This window comes from Celeribacter sp. SCSIO 80788 (assembly GCF_051054295.1).
GTDB lineage: Bacteria > Pseudomonadota > Alphaproteobacteria > Rhodobacterales > Rhodobacteraceae > Celeribacter.
Map to the genome: position 1 here is coordinate 573,095 of NZ_CP150482.1, position 18,167 is coordinate 591,261.

General features: G+C 61.0%; 14 protein-coding genes. 8 read left to right on the top strand and 6 right to left on the bottom strand.

The annotated features are described in order from the left end of the window. Positions 1–21 precede the first annotated feature (21 nt). The 3 genes from V1471_RS03085 to V1471_RS03095 are packed head-to-tail and all read left to right on the top strand — an operon-like array spanning position 22 to position 4,692. Entirely contained in the window at positions 22–2,160 is a 2,139-nt protein-coding gene (locus V1471_RS03085; RefSeq protein ID WP_434286840.1) for a type I secretion system permease/ATPase, read from the top strand. Continuing rightward, the gene (locus V1471_RS03090) at positions 2,157–3,335 is read left to right on the top strand and encodes an HlyD family type I secretion periplasmic adaptor subunit (RefSeq protein WP_434286841.1); all 1,179 of its coding nucleotides are present in this window, start codon (positions 2,157–2,159) and stop codon (positions 3,333–3,335) included. Before V1471_RS03085 ends, V1471_RS03090 begins: the two co-directional genes overlap by 4 nt. Before the next feature lie 37 nt (positions 3,336–3,372). Next, positions 3,373–4,692 carry a BamA/TamA family outer membrane protein gene (locus V1471_RS03095; RefSeq protein WP_434286842.1) on the top strand — a complete coding sequence of 440 codons (1,320 nt, stop codon included), beginning with the start codon at positions 3,373–3,375 and terminating at the stop codon, positions 4,690–4,692. On the opposite strand, the gene V1471_RS03100 is transcribed toward V1471_RS03095, so the two are convergent. Then, entirely contained in the window at positions 4,689–5,924 is a 1,236-nt protein-coding gene (locus tag V1471_RS03100; RefSeq protein WP_434286843.1) for a glycosyltransferase, read from the bottom strand. The genes V1471_RS03095 and V1471_RS03100 overlap by 4 nt on opposite strands. Before the next feature lie 167 nt (positions 5,925–6,091). Here V1471_RS03100 and V1471_RS03105 point away from each other — a divergent pair, with 167 nt between their 5' ends. Continuing rightward, positions 6,092–6,535, top strand: a complete 444-nt coding sequence (locus V1471_RS03105; protein WP_434286844.1) for a hypothetical protein — start codon at positions 6,092–6,094, stop codon at positions 6,533–6,535. A 164-nt stretch (positions 6,536–6,699) separates the two neighbouring features. Here the strand turns inward: V1471_RS03105 and V1471_RS03110 are convergent, their stop codons facing one another. Continuing rightward, positions 6,700–7,338, bottom strand: coding sequence for a response regulator transcription factor (locus V1471_RS03110; RefSeq protein ID WP_434286845.1), 639 nt, complete (start codon positions 7,336–7,338; stop codon positions 6,700–6,702). Between the two features lie 136 nt (positions 7,339–7,474). Continuing rightward, positions 7,475–9,517 (bottom strand): response regulator, encoded by a 2,043-nt coding sequence (locus V1471_RS03115; RefSeq protein ID WP_434286846.1) that lies wholly within the window; start codon positions 9,515–9,517, stop codon positions 7,475–7,477. 332 nt (positions 9,518–9,849) lie between these two features. Between V1471_RS03115 and V1471_RS03120 the strand changes: the two genes are divergently transcribed. The 3 genes from V1471_RS03120 to V1471_RS03130 all read left to right on the top strand — a co-directional run bounded on the left by V1471_RS03120 (position 9,850) and on the right by V1471_RS03130 (position 14,364). Next, positions 9,850–11,835 (top strand): BapA/Bap/LapF family prefix-like domain-containing protein, encoded by a 1,986-nt coding sequence (locus tag V1471_RS03120; protein WP_434286847.1) that lies wholly within the window; start codon positions 9,850–9,852, stop codon positions 11,833–11,835. 215 nt (positions 11,836–12,050) lie between these two features. Further along, the gene (locus tag V1471_RS03125) at positions 12,051–13,901 is read left to right on the top strand and encodes a BapA/Bap/LapF family prefix-like domain-containing protein (RefSeq protein WP_434286848.1); all 1,851 of its coding nucleotides are present in this window, start codon (positions 12,051–12,053) and stop codon (positions 13,899–13,901) included. A gap of 247 nt (positions 13,902–14,148) precedes the next feature. Continuing rightward, positions 14,149–14,364 (top strand): hypothetical protein, encoded by a 216-nt coding sequence (locus V1471_RS03130; protein WP_434286849.1) that lies wholly within the window; start codon positions 14,149–14,151, stop codon positions 14,362–14,364. A gap of 520 nt (positions 14,365–14,884) precedes the next feature. On the opposite strand, the gene V1471_RS03135 is transcribed toward V1471_RS03130, so the two are convergent. Then, entirely contained in the window at positions 14,885–15,100 is a 216-nt protein-coding gene (locus V1471_RS03135; protein ID WP_434286850.1) for a hypothetical protein, read from the bottom strand. Between the two features lie 166 nt (positions 15,101–15,266). Here V1471_RS03135 and V1471_RS03140 point away from each other — a divergent pair, with 166 nt between their 5' ends. Next, a complete protein-coding gene (locus V1471_RS03140; RefSeq protein WP_434286851.1) occupies positions 15,267–15,656 on the top strand; it encodes an acyl-CoA thioesterase in 390 nt (129 codons plus the stop codon). A 10-nt stretch (positions 15,657–15,666) separates the two neighbouring features. Here the strand turns inward: V1471_RS03140 and V1471_RS03145 are convergent, their stop codons facing one another. Continuing rightward, on the bottom strand, positions 15,667–17,538 hold the full coding sequence (locus V1471_RS03145; RefSeq protein WP_434286852.1) for an FUSC family protein: 1,872 nt from the start codon (positions 17,536–17,538) through the stop codon (positions 15,667–15,669). Then, a complete protein-coding gene (locus V1471_RS03150) occupies positions 17,535–17,996 on the bottom strand; it encodes a MarR family winged helix-turn-helix transcriptional regulator (protein ID WP_434286853.1) in 462 nt (153 codons plus the stop codon). The genes V1471_RS03145 and V1471_RS03150 overlap by 4 nt, the downstream gene beginning before the upstream one ends. Between the last annotated feature and the right edge of the window lie 171 nt (positions 17,997–18,167).

An 18,167-nucleotide genomic window follows, 5' to 3' on the forward strand; every position in this document is an offset into this window, starting at 1 on the left:
GGCTGAGAGAGGATTGAACCTTTGAAACAAGAGCAATTCATTTCAGATCCGCTTGTTCTAGGATTGATTGAGCTGTGTCGGGTTCAGGGCGTTTCCACGTCTTTGGCGCAACTCACCGATGGTCTGCCGGCGAAGGCCGGGGAGCGCATGAGCCCGGATCTGGCGCCGAGCGCGCTGCGGCGTGCCAATATGAGCTGCCGGATCAGCCATGAAAGCCTCAGTGCCTTCCCGACACACAGCCTGCCGGTTCTGCTGTTCCTGAAAGAGGGGCATACTGTCGTCCTTGAAGCTCTGTCCGAAAGCGAAGCCAAGGTCATATTGCCAGAAGCCGGAGGTGGCCGTGCCATCTGGGATCGGGCGCTTCTTGAGGAGCGCTATGACGGCCGCATTCTCGTGTCAAAACCGCTCGATATCGTGTCCAACCGTCTGGATCAGAAGAAGAAGGACGGGCGTCACTGGATTTTCGGGCCGGTGATGGAAAACTGGTGGGTTTACCGCGATGTGATGCTGGCCTCTCTGGCGGCCAATATTCTGGCGATTGCGACGGCATTGTTTTCCATGCAGGTCTACGACCGGGTGGTGCCGAACAACGCCTTCGACACGTTGTGGATTCTGGCCAGCGGCGTGGGCATCGCCATTGTGCTTGAGGTGGCGCTTCGGATCGTGCGCGCCTCTCTGGTCGACGTGTCCGGGCGCGATCTCGATCTGCGGCTCTCGGCGCAATTGTTCAACAAGGTCGCCAATATGCGTCTGGCGCATCAGCCCGGCTCGTCTGGCGTCTTTGCCAATCAGGTGCGTGATTTCGCGACGGTACGGGAGTTTTTTACCTCCAGCACCGTGACCGCGATCTGCGATCTGCCCTTCGTGCTGATTTTTGTCGGCATCATCGCCTTTATCGGCGGGCCGATTGCTCTTGTCGTTCTGGCCGGTGTCATCCTGACCGTTTTGCCGGGGATTTTCCTTCAGAAACGTCTGGCGGCAGCCTCGCGGGAGAACACTCGGGAAGGGGCGGCGCTCAACGGGCTGTTGCTTGAAACCATCTCGAACCTCGAAACGGTCAAGGCCGCACGCGCCGAAGGCCGGTTGCAACGCGCCCATGCGCAGTTGACGGCGACCATGGCGACCACCGCCGTGCGCACCCGCGAGATCACCTCTCTGATGACCAACATGGTCAGTGCGGTGCAGAAGATCGCTTATGCCGGGGTGATCATCACCGGCGTTTACCTGATCAGCGCAGGGGAGCTGACCGTTGGCTCGCTCATCGCCTGTACGCTTCTGTCGAGCCGGACTATGTCGCCGATGGGGCAGGTCTCCGGGCTTCTGGCGCGTTGGCAGCATGTGCGGGCCGCGATGGAAGGGCTCGACAAGATCATGTCGCTTCCGGTCGAGCGCCCGTCCGACCGCCATTTCGTGCGTGCGCCGAACCTCTCGGGGGCCTTTGCGCTCGAAGAGGTGACCTATCGTCACGATCCCTCCGCGCCGCCGGTAATTTCTATTCCCGCGCTTGAGATCAAGGCCGGGGAGCATGTCGCGCTTCTGGGCGGCAACGGGGCGGGCAAGTCGACCCTGCTGCGTCTTCTGTCCGGTCTGACCGATCCGGCCACGGGCAGCGTTCTTCTGGACAATCTCGCGATGAGCCAGATCGACCCGATCGACCGGCGCCGCCAGATCGGCTATCTGCCGCAGAGCGTGGCCCTGTTTCAGGGGACGCTGCGCGACAACCTCCTGCTCGACCACGGCACCCATAGCGATGACGAGCTGCTTGAGGCGCTGGATGCCGTCGGGCTGGGCGAGTTCGTGCGCCGTCATGTGCGCGGGCTCGATTTGCAACTCACCGGCAACAGCAATGTTTCCGGCGGGCAAAGACAGTCGATCGGTCTGGCGCGCATCCTGTTGCAGGACCCGAAGATCGTCCTTCTCGATGAACCCACCTCTGCCTTCGACCACGTCACCGAAGCCAAGGTCATTGCGCATCTCAAGGAATGGCTGCAAGGGCGCACGACGATCATTTCGACCCACAAGAGGGAATTGCTGAGCCTGACCGAGCGGGCGATCGTCCTCAAGGAGGGCCGGGTGGCACGGGATGGCGATCTCTTGAAAATCCTCAACGCCGCCCGTGCAACTTCCGTACAGAAACACCCGGTTAAAGCTGTGACATGAGCACCAGTCATACAGACCTGATCGAAACCAGCTACATTGACGGCAGCTATCGTCGGCAGACTCTGAAAAAGGCCCGCCTGACGATCAAGCTGATCGTGCTGTCGATTGCGATTGCGATCGGCTGGGCCGCTTTGGCGCAGGTCAACGAAATCACCCGCGGCGACGGTCGGGTCATCCCGCTGCGCCGGATGCAGACCATTCAGAGCCTCGAAGGCGGGATCCTCGCCGAGCTTCTGGTGCAGGAAGGGGACATCGTCGATGAAGGGCAGGTTCTGGTGCGGCTCGATCCGACCCGCTCCGAGTCGGCCTTTCTTGCGACCCAGTCGGAAATCGTGGCCCTGAGCGCCGAAGTGGCGCGTCTGGAGGCCGAGGTGCTGGAACGTCCGGTGCTCGATTTCGGGGACGCGCCGAATGAGGCGGAGGCGACCGAGCTGAGGCTTTTCGAGGCGCGACGCACCAAGCTGGAGGCGTCTCTGAGCGCCCTTGAGGCGGAGCGGGATTCGATCCGGCAACAGATCGACATCACCAGCCCGCTCACCGCGCAAGGGGCGGTCAGCCGCATCGACCTTTTGCAGCTCGAACAGAAATTCGCGGAACTGGACGGCAAGATCAACGAGACCCGCAATGTCTATGTGCAGGACGCTTACAAGGATCTGGCCCAACGCCGCGCCAAGCTGATGTCTCTGGAGCAGGATCTGGTTCAGAAGCGCGATGAATTCCAGCGCACGGAACTGCGCTCTCCGGTGGCCGGGCGGGTGAACAATATCGAGGTCACCACGCTGGGCGGCGTGATCAAACCGGGCGAACCGATCATGGAGATCACGCCCACGGACGATCAGCTTTTGATCGAGACCAAGGTTCTGCCCCGGGATGTCGCCTTTGTTGCGCCGGGCATGCCTGCGAGCGTGAAGATCACCGCCTATGATTTTTCCACCTATGGCGATCTGCGTGGCACGGTGACGCAAATCTCCGAGGACACGGTGGAAGAAGACACCGCGCAGGGGCCGCAGGATTTCTACCGGGTCATGGTGCGGACGGAACGCAGTTATCTCGAACGCTACGGTGAGCACTACGCCATCCGCCCCGGCATGCTCGCGCAGGTGGATATCGAAAGCGGCAAGCGCTCGGTTCTGAGCTATTTGACCCGCCCTCTGATCAAGGCGCGTCTGCGGTGAGCGCCATTCCCGACATCTGACGAAGAGAGTTCCCAACGTGTTGCAGTTCAAACAAGGCCTTCGCTTTGGCCGTCCCGGTTCTTTCGGTGCGCTTGCCACCTGTTGCGCGGTGCTCAGCGGCACCGTGTTGTCCGGCCTGCCGGCCTGGTCGAATGTGGCTCAGGTCGTCGAGGTGCGGGGGGCGGAGTTCATTTCCGCCGACGACATTCAGGCCACCTGTGGCGTCGAGGCCGGGGTGGCCTATTCTGCGCTTGAGTTGCGTGCCATCGAAGGCTGCCTGATGTCGACGGGCGTTTTCGAAACTGTGCGCCTTTATACCGAGGCGCAGACGTTGGTGATCGAGGTGCAGGAACTCAACACCCGTCCGGGCAAGATCGAAGCCATGCTGGCTTACGACTCGCAGGACGGGCTTCTGGGGAGCCTCGCTTTCGAGCAGTATAATTTTCTGCCCAAGACCTTTGCGACGCTGAGCCTCGATTACAATGACGAGGTGGAGCGGATTTCCGGTGCGCTTTACCGTGCGGATGCTTTCGACGCTCACACCGATCTGGGGCTGCGCTTCTCGGCGGCGCGGCGTGACTATGACGATGTCAGTTACACGCAGGAGCAAATCCTGGGCGAGGTCTTTGTCGCCTGGACCCCGTCGGAGGCGCTTCGGATCGAGACCGGGATCGGCTATCGCGACTATCGGCTTTTCGATGTCGAGGCGGGGGCGAGCGCGCTGTTGGTTCAGGAAGAAACGGACAGCATTTCCGAGCCTTTCCTGCATATGTCGCTGTCCTACGGTGAGCCGATCTTCGGCGGGCAGGGCGTATATAGCCTTCGGCTCGACCAGTACCTCTGGAATTACGGTTCCGATGAGCGCCTGTTCGACACCCGGGTTCAGGCCAATGCTACGCTGCCGATCTCGGAGGGGCTTAGCCTTCTGGTCGGGCTGAACGGTGGCAAGGTCCATGGGCTGGACGGCAACGACACGCGGGGGATCGACCGCTATTTCCCCGGAGCGAACACTTTTCGTGGCTTTGCGCCGCGCGGGATCGGGCCGCGCGACAGCGGCGATGCCTTGGGCGGAAATCAGTTCTTCGTCGGCTCTCTGGAGCTGCAACAAGAGTTCGGCGATGTCTGGAATGCCCCTCTGCGCGGCGGCATTTTCATCGATAGCGGGGCGGCCTGGGGGCTGGACAATACCCTGTCGGGAAGCATCGACGACGGTTGGCATCGTCGTACAAGTGTCGGGCTGACCCTGACGCTCGATGTCGGGAACACGCCTGTGTCGCTTTACCTCGCCAAGCCGCTGGAACAGGAAGACGGGGACGCGACCCAAGCCTTTGGGTTCAGCATCAGCACCCGTTTCTAACCTGCCAAGCGGGCGCGCCGGTTGTCCATCGCGAGGCGGAACAAACGCATGTAGCGAGGGGCGACGGCGGCCATGCTATAGGCCTGTCGGGCCAATTGGCGCGCTGCGGTGCCATAGCGGTAGCGGCGTGCCGGATCGTCCATCAATGCGAGGATTTCCGCGATCCACGCCGCATCGTCATCGGGCAGGAGCCGTCCGTTGACGTCATCCTGAATGAGCTCGGCAGCATAGCCGCGATCAGGGGCGATCACACAGCCGCCCCGTCCGAGGATTTCCACCAGCCCCCAATTCGCCACGCCGTATTTGAGCGGATAGAGAAACAGATCGATCCCGGCGATTTCGCGGACGAACTCATCGTAAGGCAGCTTGCCGGGGAAGCGGATCTTCTCTGCCGCATGCGGATAGACGCGCAAAAGGTGATCGCGGAACGAGGCCACGTCCCCGCCGTAGTGACGTGCGACCCATTGCGCTTCATAGCCGTAGGTGGTGGCTTCGGCATCTCCTAGGGCGATGAACTCGGCGTCTATGCCGCGTTGGACAAGCTGGTCCACGAGGCGAACATAGGTCTCGAAGCCTTTCGCGCTCGACAGATCGCGCGCGGAAAAGCCGATGGTGAAAGGGCGCGGGGCGTCCGCAGGCTCCGGTGCCGGATCGGAGGCGAAATCGAACCCTTCGAGCTGCACCTCGATATTCGACCGCAGGGCCTGCGGGAACATGGACTTGGCGTGATGGCTCGGGCAGATCACCAGATCGCTGCGCAGCGCCTGATGGAAATGCAGCATTTCCATGTTGCGATCGCCGATCCGCTGCGCCTCGTCCGGTGGGTAGGACGGGTCCCAGCCATGCGCGCGATAGCTCGGGAATTCGATGTAGCTGACAATTGCGGCATTGATCTCATCGTAAAGGAAATGCGGTGCGCCCCACAGCGAATGTGTGACCACGACGTCGATCTTTTTATGTGTTTCGAAGGTTTTGAGCGCTTTCAGGAGGCCGCGTGAAATGCGCGCGGAGCGTTCGACCTTTGCGGAATAGTAATAGCTTTGTGGGCCGACAATTTTACCGTCGGGCGTGAAGCCCAGAATATGCGCCCCGCGATGCAGGTTCTTGTCACGTTGTCCCGGTGTGGTGAGGAAATAGGTGTCCGCCATGCCGCTGCGGCGCAGATAATCGCAGAGTCCGCCGAATTGCCCGGGATAGACGGAGCCGGCGAAGACGATGGTGGGTTTGGTCATTTCTGTTCTCTTTGTGTGGGTGCCTCCAGGAAAACCTGTTGGCAGAAAATATGCCAGCCCAAAAGAGAAAAAAGTATACATACTTAAGATACAAACCTAACCTAAAGACAGGATGGGGAAAGGGAAGTGATTCGTCCCCGTAACGAACGAGAGAAATGAGATCCGGTATGTATCAGCCCCAGATTGTCATCCCGTCCGTCACCCAGGGCGCGCTTTTTGCGAAGGCGCCGAAAGAACGCCTCATGCTGGTTTTGGCAGACTGGCCGCATCTGCCCTATGAATTGAGCCATCCCGGCACCGGGTGGAACGCATGCCTGTTGCAGTCGCAAGAAGAGAGCAGAGCACTGAAGACGGTGCGCCAATACGCAGGATGTCTGGAGGCACTGGTGATCGACGAAGATTTCTTCGGGTCGCCGGAAGACACTGCGGCCGTGTGTTACCAAATTCGCCGGATGGTGCCCGGCATTCGTATTTTGGCCATCGCGACGGAAATGTGGGAGGATGGTGCCCGGCTTCAGGATATCGGAGCCTGTGACGAGACCCTCCTCAGCCGTTGCCCGATGGGCATACTCGAGACGTTGCAAGCCGATGATGATTCATCTCACCACTGAATAGATCAAGCTGCTGACCCGCAAAGTTCGCCCCTCCGTGAACTTTAGCCTGATCGTTTCCCAGTCGTCGGCTTGCAACGGCCTTTGGATCCAAATTGACCCCGCGGAGTTCAGGCTCCGCGATTGGTCTTTGTGATTTGGGAGGGGCTGACGTTTCTGGCGTCTCAAATCAGGTTCATGTCGCGCGCCACGATCACGGCCTGTGTCCGGTTGTTGGCACCCAGTTTCGAACAAATGGATTTGACGTGCATCTTCACTGTGGCTTCCGCGATGCCCAAAGTCTCACCGATTTCGCGGTTTTGTTTGCCTTCGGCCAGAAGCTCGAGCACAGCCATTTCACGTTCGGACAAGGAGGCATTCCCGGACTCGCGCGATTTGACCCGTTTCTGATCGATCAGTTCGACAGGGACATAGCGTCCACCTGCCGCCATAAAGCGGATTTCATTGGCCAAATCTTTCAGAGAGGCGGTCTTGAGGATCACACCGGCGCCCCCAAGGGACAAGATTTCGGAAACGACATGCGAGGAGGGGTTGCTGGTCAGGAGGCCAACGGGTTTACCGGAATTGTGTTCCAGAGCTTTTCCCAATCCAGACGCGCCATTCATGCCGGGCATGTTGAGATCGACAAGCACGAGATCGAAAGCGCCATTGCGATCGATTTCCGCGACAGCTGAATCCAGATCTGGCGCTGTGTGAGCTTCGATGTCCGGTAGATTTGAGAGGTATTGCTTGAACATCTCAAGGACCATGGCGTGATCATCGGCAATCAGAATGCGAAGTTTGTTGGGTTCAGATTGTGTCATGTCTCTCTGCGATGGGGTTGGGCGCTGTTGTTGATATTAAGTATATGAGGGGCTTGGGCATGGTTTCTGGTGAGTCAGTCCGTGCCGTGCTTTGTGTCAATGTTAAAAAATGTATGCCCCCTTGTGCTCGTGGCCGTCAGCTTATTCCCTCAATCGCTTTAAAAGTCGAGTCCAAAGCGCTTTCTAGAGAAGAAGCCAGTTCTTCAAGGTTAGAACGCCTTTCGTCGACGGCAAGTTCCAAGGCCCGCAAGTTTTTTTCTATTGCGGACAATCCGGTCAGCCCACAGGCGCCGGTTGCGGCATGAAGGCGTCGCCCGGTGTCTGCTGTAATGCCGTCCTCTCTTATGCTCTGGAGAATGCCGTGGGCTTCTGCGTGGGCCCGCAGCATAAAGGATTTTGCGCCTTCGATCCCCAGCTGATCCATCAGATCACGAACCGTATCGCGTGTCAGAAAACCGCAGCCATCAGAGGAAATTTCCATTTGTTTCGCGTCCGTCGCGGGGCTGGTCGCGTTCTGGGGTCGTGTGATTTCCGTGACGTCTTTGATGGCCTTTAGAAGGTGTTGTGGGCGAATGGGTTTGTTGAGGACGCGCACGATGCCAGCCGCCTGACACGCATTGCGAATGCGTTCGTCGATATGGGCCGTCAGTCCAACGATCGAACCAGACCAATGAAGGTGGCCCTGCTTCTGTTTGTCGCGAATGCGCCGGGTCAGTTCGACGCCACTCATGAAGGGGAGGGTCATATCGGTCAGGACGACTTTGATGTCTTTCTGGCGATCCTCTTCCTCCAGGATCGCCAGCGCCTCCATGCCATTGCCAGCGGTATAGACGGTTGCTCCGCCATTGCGCAAAACATGCATGAGCCAGTCACGGCTTGAGGGGCTGTCCTCAACGAGGAGGATGGAGATACCCTGAAGAAGTGCATTCGTCGCACCGCCCTTTTCGGGTTCGATTTTGAGGCGCGGCTCGGCCCAATTGAGATCGAACGTCGCCGTGACCGTCGTGCCTATGATCTCCATGTTCGCTGTGGCGCTCTCCGCTTCATTGCTGTGGCGGTCCCTCACGATCATACGGCCCCCCAATTGATGCAGGGCATGGGCGAGAACATTCAGGCCTGCCGAGGTGCGTTCCGGGTTTGCCTTGGGGCGTTCGACTGTTTCCTCTCTGTCCTTCAGATCAATGCTTTTCGGGCCGAGTGCGCGGCGCAGGCGCAGCTTTTGGTCATCCGGAAGGCCGCCGCCCAAATCCTGAACTTCGAGAAAGATACGCCAGCCGGTCTGGGCATCGGGGGCGGGCGTGGCAAAAAGCGCTTCGCAGCGCACGGTGATTTCAACGCGGGGCCCGCCATGTTTCACGGCATTGTCGAAGATGTTCTGACAGAGTGCACGGACGAAACGCACGGGGCCGTTGACCCAGATGTCTTCTGCCGGTTCAAATCGAATCCGGATTTCAGTCTGCTTGGTATTGGCGATCGGAAAGATCATCGCAAGAATGGCGCGGATCTCTTCCATGAGGCAAAAATCTTCGTCTTGCTGCAATCCGCTCGCGCTTTGTTCGCCCCGGATGACTGCAAGCACATTGTTAATGTGATCCAGCGCGCGTTCCGCAGATGCGTGGAACTGTTCGCGTGTGGTGTCGATGTCCTGCTGCGGGCTGTAACCGGGATTTTCAAGTACCGCATCTGCCATCGCCAAAAGGGATTGGATGGGCGTGCGCAAGTCATGTGCGACACGCAGCAGGGTCGCCGCGCGTGCCCGGTTCTCGAGCCAGGTGGACTCCTGCTCCGTTTCCGCAAGGCGTAACAGAAAGCCGTTCGCACCGTTCAGCGGGAGGTACACGAGTTCTCCTGCGTGAGCCGCCGCGTCGATCTTGAGGGACAGGGCCACACTGCCCGCCCGCAGTGCCTGCTGACACAGGAGGGGCCAGTCGAGTTTGTTCAGCAAGACATCTTCGCTCAGGCCAAGTTGTCTGGCTGCGGCGTTGGCGAGAAGCAGTTTGGCCGTTTCCGACAGCAATGCAGCTGGCCGACGGTCGGTTGCGATCATGCGCGCAATGGTCTGAAGAACGGGGCGCGTGGCATTTTGTGCCGCGATCTGGGTCTCGTTCGTGTCCCGAAGCGCTGCGGGAAATGTTTCCGGGAGTGTCTGGCCTTTGTCCGGCGCAGGAGAATCGGTCACGCTGAACGCCCTCTTTTGTCATTTTGGTCCGTGTGATCTGCGCAGGGGAGTCTGTTCGGGGATTAGCGTGAAACGCTTTGGGCTATCATTGGGCCGCAATCGTTTCGCAGAGGTGAACAGTCGCATATCTCCTTTAGTATTGGCTTAGAGTTTGGCGCGAAACAAGCTTATGTCGTGGTTTTGCTACAACATTTCTTTAAATCCAATGGTGATATATATCCCTAAGGATATTGACCGAACTAAAGTATAGTATATGCATACGTCTAAGGGCTCTATCTCCTGCCCAATGATATTTCGGCCGCTCCCGGCCTGAACCACCAGAGGATGTTAAAATGGCCAAATCCGTTGTTAAGGCAAACGCTGCTGTCGATGTCATGATCGGCGCACAGAAAGGCGATATCAGTCGCTACGTCAAATCCGGGAACGATCTCGTTGTCGAGTTGAAGGGCGGCGACCAAATTACGGTCAGTGACTTTTATACAGCGGCGGCCGATGGAAGCGCCCATCGGCTTATGCTGGCGGACGGGTCTTTCAGCGGGGTCGAAGGGATTTTCGACGGCGAAGAAGAGGCGGTTGGCCTCGGCGCCGGGATCATCCCCGATGATATCGGTGCCGTTGCGGCCGCGTTCGGCGCGGCGCTTTTGGCGGGGGGCGCCGTTCAGGCGGGCGGAAACGATGATGACGATGACGACAACCCGACGGACAGCACCGACCCGACCGACAGCACCGACCCGACCGACAGCACCGACCCGACCGACAGCACTGACCCGACGGACAGCACCGATCCGACCGACAGCACTGACCCGACGGATAGCACCGATCCGACCGACAGCACGGACACGGCGGAAGCTGGCGTACTCGACTCTCTGGTCGGAGACGAAGGGCTTCTCGGCGGCTTGACCGGCAACGAGGGCACCCTTGGGGCGATTACCGGCTCCGAAGGGCTGCTGGGCGACCTGATCGGCAATGACGGTCTTCTGAGTGCCATCACCGGCGCGGATGGCCTGCTCGGCACTTTGACAGGCAGTGGCCTTTTGGGCGACGGTTCCTCGGTCAGCGAAGATCCGCTGTCCAGCGTGACCTCGATCCTGACGGACAGCAGCGGCCTGCTGGGAGGTCTGCTCGGCTCCACCGGTCTCACCTCCGCCCTGTTGGGCGACACCGGTCTCGTCGGCAGCTTGCTGACCGAAGACGGCCTTGTCGGTGGTTTGCTGACCGAAGATGGCCTTGTGGGTGGCTTGTTGTCCGAAGATGGTCTCGTCGGCGGCCTTTTGTCTTCTGACGGGCTCGTGGGGGGACTGCTGTCGGGGATCACCGGAACCGGCGGCCTGTTGGACGGTTTGCTCGGCGACAACTCCCTTGTGGGAGGTCTGTTGGGCGACGAGGGACTTGTTGGCGGGCTGCTTGATGGCGTGCTCGGTGAGGACGGCCTTGTTGGCGGGCTGCTCGGGGATGAAGGTCTGCTGGGCGGCGTGGCTGGCGATGACGGTCTGTTGGGCGGTCTTCTGGGTGGCGAAGATGGTCTGCTCGGCGGGTTGACCGGTGACGACGGTCTGCTTGGTGGCCTCCTCGGTGGCGAAGATGGTCTGCTCGGCGGGTTGACCGGTGACGACGGTCTGCTTGGTGGCCTCCTCGGTGGCGAAGATGGTCTGCTTGGCGGGCTGACCGGTGACGACGGCCTTCTTGGTGGCCTTCTGGGTGGCGAAGATGGTCTGCTCGGCGGGTTGACCGGCGACGACGGTCTGCTCGGTGGCCTCCTCGGTGGCGAAGATGGCTTGCTCGGTGGTTTGACCGGCGACGACGGTCTGCTTGGTGGCCTCCTCGGTGGTGAAGATGGCCTGCTCGGCGGGTTGACCGGTGACGACGGCCTTCTCGGCGGCCTGCTTGGCGGCGAGGACGGGCTTCTGGGCGGTGTTTCCGGGATCTTGGACGGTGTGCTCGACACGGTTGGGGCCGAAGACGGCCTGTTGGATCCGGTGATTGCCGATGGGGGTCTTCTGGGCGATGTGACCGGGAATTCGGGCTTGCTCGGTGATGTGACGGGCTCTGAAGGGGTGCTTGGCGATGTCGTCGGCGACGAGGGGCTGCTCGGCGATGTCACCGGTTCCGAAGGCCTTGTGGGCGACCTTCTTGGCGTCGGCCTTCTCGGCGATGGCACCGAAGGCGATGGTCTTCTGGGTGGTCTGACCGATGGCTTGCTTGGGGATGATGGGCTTGTTGGCGGTCTGCTCGGTGGCGAGGACGGCTTGCTTGGCGGTCTGCTCGGGGATGATGGCCTTTTGTCTGGCCTCGATCTCACCGGCGATGGACTGATCTGATCCGCGACCACGCGGTAAACTCAAAGGCCCTGTCGATGACGGGGCCTTTTTTTATGGCGAAATCAGCCGGGCAAAACTGGAAACAGTGCGTTCTTGATGTAGGATTTTGAATTATTCGTTTGACTAAGTCTTTTTGAGAAAAGATATATACTTTAGATGTAAATAATGCTTTTGTTTGGGTTTTGGAAGCCCGGCAAGAATGAGGAGACAGAAACATGGCCACCAGCTCCATTCAAGCGGGACAGGAAATCGGCATCCATATCGATGTGCTGCGCGAGGATGTGCTTCGCTACACCCGTAAAGGGGATGATCTGATCATTGACCTGAAAAGCGGAGGGCAGATTCTGGTCAATGATTTCTACACTCCGGCAGAGAATGACTCCCTGCACAGTCTGGTTTTCGCAGACGGTACGGTGATGGGGGCCGAAGGCGCGATCGCTGCGGCTGGATTGGGTTCGGGCATGTCCGATCAGGCGCTGGCCGCCGCGGCGTTTGGCGCACTCGGCCTTGGCTTGCTGGCCTCCGGTGGCAGCAGTGGTGATGACAACCCGACGGACAGCACCGACCCGACGGACAGCACCGACCCGACGGACAGCACCGACCCGACGGACAGCACCGACCCGACGGACAGCACTGACCCGACCGACAGCACCGACCCGACGGATAGCACGGACCCGACCGACAGCACCGACCCGACGGATAGCACCGACCCGACGGATAGCACCGACCCGACGGATAGCACGGACCCGACGGACAGCACGGACCCGACGGACAGCACGGACCCGACGGACAGCACGGACCCGACGGACAGCACGGACCCGACGGATAGCACGGACCCGACGGATAGCACGGACCCGACGGATAGCACGGACCCGACGGATAGCACGGACCCGACGGATAGCACGGACCCGACGGACAGTACGGACCCGACCGACAGCACCGACCCGACGGATAGCACCGATCCGACGGACAGCACGGACCCGACCGACAGCACGGACCCGACGGACAGCACTGACCCGACGGATAGCACTGATGTAGCGCAACAGGGCTTCCTGGATCCGCTGATCGGGGATGAAGGGCTGCTGGGGGATTTGACCGGCAACAACGGTTTGCTGGGCGACATCACGGGCTCTGAGGGGCTGCTTGGCGATCTCGTCGGCGCCGATGGACTGCTCGGCGACCTCGGGACTGCGCTTTTGGGGCAGCCGATTCTCGGCGATGGCATCGTGAGCGAAGACACGGGGCTGCTGGATGCGTTGGTGTCTGATTCCGGGCTGCTCGGTGGGCTGACGGGCAACAGTGGCGTGCTGGGCGATGTCACGGGCTCCGAAGGGCTTCTGGGCGATCTGGTCGGCAATGATGGTTTGCTCGGGGATGTCACCGGGGCGGATGGGCTTGTGGGCGATTTGATCGGCACCGGCCTGCTCGGTGCAACCGATGAAACCGGCGGCAGCGAAGGCGGGCTTCTGGACGGTCTGCTGGGCGATGATGGTCTGCTGGGTGGCCTGACCGGCGAAGATGGCTTGCTGGGCGGTTTGCTTGGCGGGACCGACTTGCTCGGTGGTTTGACCGGTGAAGACGGTCTCGTGGGTGGTCTGCTCGACACGGTGCTGGGTGACGAGGGGCTTGTGGGCGGTTTGCTTGACGGGACCGACTTGCTCGGTGGTCTGACCGGCGAAGACGGCTTGCTGGGTGGCGTGCTCGGAGGCGAGACGGACGGCCTCTTGGGCGGTCTCACCGGTGAAGACGGGCTCGTGGGTGGTCTGCTCGACACCGTGCTCGGAGACGAGGGGCTTGTGGGCGGTTTGCTTGGCGGGACCGACTTGCTCGGTGGTCTGACCGGCGAAGACGGCTTGCTGGGTGGCGTGCTCGGAGGCGAGACGGACGGCCTTTTGGGTGGTCTCACCGGTGAAGACGGTCTCGTTGGCGGGCTGCTCGACACGGTGCTCGGAGACGAGGGGCTGGTCGGTGGACTTCTCGGGGGAGCGACCGATGGGTTGCTGGGAGGTCTGACCGGTGGAGACGATCTTCTGGGTGGTCTGCTCGACAGTTCCGGTGAGGCGTAACTATGTCGCCGGAAGACCTTCGCAAACAGGAAAATGAGCTTCGGCTCATTTTCCAGACCTCCGGACTGAGCGGCCTTCTCTTGTATGTCCGGTCCAGTGCGATCTGGGGCAGAAGCCCCCGGAAGGTAGCGGGTCTTTGAAAATATGACTTTCTACAGACCCCACACTTGGTTCCGGAGTTTGAAGTCGCGTTGCGAAATGCGCTTCGGGACCTCGTATGTGACCCAGCTGTAGATGAATGAGCCTCATGAAGCAGATGCAACCGTCAAAATCCCATGAGAACGCCCAGACGGCAGATCTGATGGAGTTTCAGTATGAGTTGCTGACGGCGGCCTCGGTGGCCGCTGCGGATGGGTTCGAAGGGGTGGCTCAGGCGTTTCTTCATCTCGCCGAAAGCGGGGCTGTCGGACAGAATTCCGCGTTTGAAGAGGGGGCGGAGCAAAGACCGAAGGCAGGCGGTTGAGCAGGGCGGTCGGATTGTCTCTGACGTGACCAAGAGTGCGCTGTGAAAGCGTTTCAAACGAGGCCTGAAATGATCCGTTTGGCCCTGATGCTCTACGTCAGGTTCTCTCTTTTGCCTCGACGCGCGGGATTTTCGGTGTGCGGCGCATGCGGCGTTTGCAGACGTTTTCCGCTGCTCTGGCCAAGTGGCGCGGTCTTTGTCCTGTGACCTTTGCTGTGCCGGGTGTGAAGAGGCGTGTGCGGGGATCGGTCCTCTCGTCTTTGACCGCCCGGATCTTGGCGCAGTCGTTTCCCCGCGCATCTCTGCCAATCAGGAGATCGGTCGCAAATGACCGCTCTCCGCCGATGGTCTCGACCAGCGTGCGGTGCCCATCTTTCGACACTCATCGTTCAACAGGCGGCAGTTGTCCCCGCGGGAAACCCGGGCACCTCACGCGGGCAAATCCGGTTTCCGCTACGGAACACAGGTACAGTGGGAGCGCCAGAGACGGGCCTTGCTCTGCGTTTCGTGCTTTGCGGCCTCAGGTCAGGCGTTTCAGCACTTCCGGTGCCAGATAGGCGAGGCGTAGCTGGCGGCTGACATGGCGCTGGGCCAGACCGACGGCTCCGGCCTCGGTCGAAGCCGCTTTCAAACCGGCTTCCAGTTTTTCAATCATGACCCATGAGGCCTGGTGCAGATGCTTGGCGATCTGGTTGAGGTGGCCCGCCGTGCGGCCTGCCCCGAGACAAGTCTGCATCCCGGCCTGCATCCCGGCTCGCAAATGTGGCTCTGCCTCAGGATGGACTGGGGTGCCATGCGATCAGGTGAAAGCGGCTTTGCGTGTCGGATCAAGGGATTGAGGCGGCTTTCACGCTGTGCCATCTGGGCTGCATTGGGAACAATCAGAAACGGACTCACGCATTATGTCAGACGCACATACGCCCGATGGGATGGAGCTTACGCTCCGCACTCTTGCCATGCCCGCCGACACCAACGCCGCTGGCGATATTTTTGGTGGCTGGGTGATGAGCCAGATGGACCTTGCCGCCGCGATCCGCGCCAACGAGCGCTGCAATGGGCGCACGGTCACCATCGCGGCAAATGAGATCGTCTTTAAGGAGCCCGTGAAAGTGGGAGATACGCTTTGCGTATACACCGCTGTCGAGCATGTCGGACGTACCTCCATGGTCATTCGCATAGAGGTCTGGGCGCGCCGGGCCTATACGGCGCAGCGCGATCATGTCACTCAGGCTCGCTTCACCATGGTGGCGGTCGATGCCGAAGGCAAACCACGCCCGGTCGACGCGGCTTAAGACGGACCATTCAAGCGCGGGCGAGGGCGGGGCCCAAGGTGTCCAGCCCTTCCACAGCCTCGCGAAACAGCGCGGCTTCCGGCCCCGGTCGCTGGCTCAACCGTGTGAGTGCGGCATAAGCCTGTTGGGGGGCGGAACCCATCTTGGCCAGCTCCCTGAGCGCCTCTCGCGCGGCGGCGTGATCGACCGCGCTTTGGGCTGGGTCCGCGACGATGCGGTGACACCACATCGCCGCATGGCCGAGGTTCAGCACCGCAAGCCCTGCATCCAGAGCCGCAAGATGCGCCCGGTTCGAGCGCTCCGAGAGGCGCACGAGGCGCAGGGTGCGGTGATAAAGCCGCGCCTGCCAATGCGCGCGCGCCTGAAGCGCGTTTGGATCGGCGGCAAGCGCCCGCAGGTCATGGATCATCGCCTGCATCACCGTGTCGATCCGGCGCTTGAGATTGGCGGGATAGACCGTGAGATAGGCGGCCATCGCGGCAATCGGCGCGGCGATCACCGCGAGCCCCGCTGCGACGGAGCCGCCGAAGCTGCCGGTCAGCGGCCAGTGCGGCTGGGACATCAGCATCAGCACCATGTTGTAATCGAAGCTCATCGTAACCGTGCGACGATGGCCGACAAACAGCGGTCCGATCAGGATGAAGGGCAGGGTGAGCAGGATCATCTGCATCTCGTTCTGGGCCAGGGGCCAGGCCAGCCAGCGCAGCGCGAGTGCGCCGGTGACGCCGAGGATCTGGCCGTAGAACACCGATTTCATCATTTGCGCCGGGTTCTCGAAGGTCGAGAACAGCGAGATCATCACGGAAAGCCCCAAAAGCATGAAGGGCCCGACGCTCCAGCCGGTCACAAGCCAGAGGCCGCCGAAGAGAAGCAGAGCGCCAAGCGCCCGAAGACCGGCTTCGCGCGCACCGACCCAGTCGCGGTGCAGCACAACGGGCGGGGCGATCTCGCTCGGGCTGCGACGCTTGTGCGATTGCGCATGCCAGTCGTCAAGCGCGGCTTCCACGGCGGTGAGGGTCTCGGACAGACGGGGGGAGAGGCCTTCGGTCGCGGCGGCCTGGGTGAGGGCCGCACGCGCGGCGGGAATGTCCTGATCGGCCAGCGCTTTGGAGGCCCCTGCAAGGCCTGCGCGGAAGGCGGGGGCCTGTGCAGGCCCGTGTTTCCAGAGCAAAAGCGGCGTGGCGGCGATCAGCAATGCTCGGGTGGCGCGGATGGTCTGACGCGAGCGGATCGAACCGGCGGCATGCGGGTCGAGGCCCTCCTCGACGGCGGCCAGCTCATTGAGGAGCGCGCGCTTTTCGGCCTCGGTCGGCGTGGCGCTGGCGGCTTTGTCGAGCATGTCCGACAGCAGGCGACGGACCCGTTCGCGCAGCTCGCCGCTGGCCGCGGCCGGGGCAAAGATCGAGCCGACGATGGTGGCGACGACCACCCCGGTGAGCACGGTGGCGAGACGGTCGACGCCGAGGTGCAGCACCTGATCCGGGTGAGCGGCATCGAGCAGCGAGACCATCGCCGCCGTATAGCCTGCCAATACGGTTCCATAGGCAACGAACCCGCGTTGCAGATTGCCGATCCAGGTACAGGCGCTGACCCAGAGCGCCAGACCCACGACCAGAAGCGCCGGGTGGATCTGCATCGCCAGCACCAGAAGCACGCCAACGACGGTGCCGCTTACAGAACCCAGAAGGCGAAACAGGCTTTTTTCCCAAAGCTGGCCGCGGGTGGGCTGCGAGGCGGCCCAGACCGTCATCGCCGACCATTGCGGATGTTCGAGCCCGATTGCCCAGGCGAGGACGAAGGCGGCACAGGCGGCAAGGGCGGTGCGAAAGGCAAAGCCCATCCGAACGGTGTCGAAACCGCGAGCAGTCAACCAGGATTTCATAGTGATTTGTGCTCCAGTGAGGCCTCAACTCGGGCCGAAATTTTTGCGAAACCGGACAAGAGGGCGGCAACTTCCGTCTCGCTCAAGCCGGTGAGGAGATCGGCCTCGACCCCGGTCAGGTGATGTTTGATGCGCTGCACTTCGGTACGGCCTTGCGGGGTCAGGACGATGAGCCGTGCGCGCCGGTCCTGCGGGTTCACCCGCCGTTCGATCAATCCGCGCTCCGCGAGAATGTCCAGAAGCCGCACGAGGGTGGAGGTGTCGAGGGCGACGCGTTCGGCCAGTTCGGTCTGGCTGATGCCATCGCCATCGGCATCGAGATGCACGAGCGGCGCCCATGTGGCGTCGGTCAGACCGGCGCGGGCGATCTCGGCATGGATCACCTTGCGCCAGCGCCGCGACAGCATGACGAACTGAAAGCCGAAGAGGCTTTTGGGGGAGGACTCATCTTGAAACATGATTTGCATGTGCATCAAAATGATTGGTAATTCAAACTATATTTGCGCAATCCGCCTGTGTGTGATGTTTGGCGGCGTGTCGCGCGGGTTACAGGGGACAAGATTCACAACTCGTTAACCCTTTCCGCTAGGTAAACTCCCCATCGTGTCGTCATATGGTGCGTAGGCTGC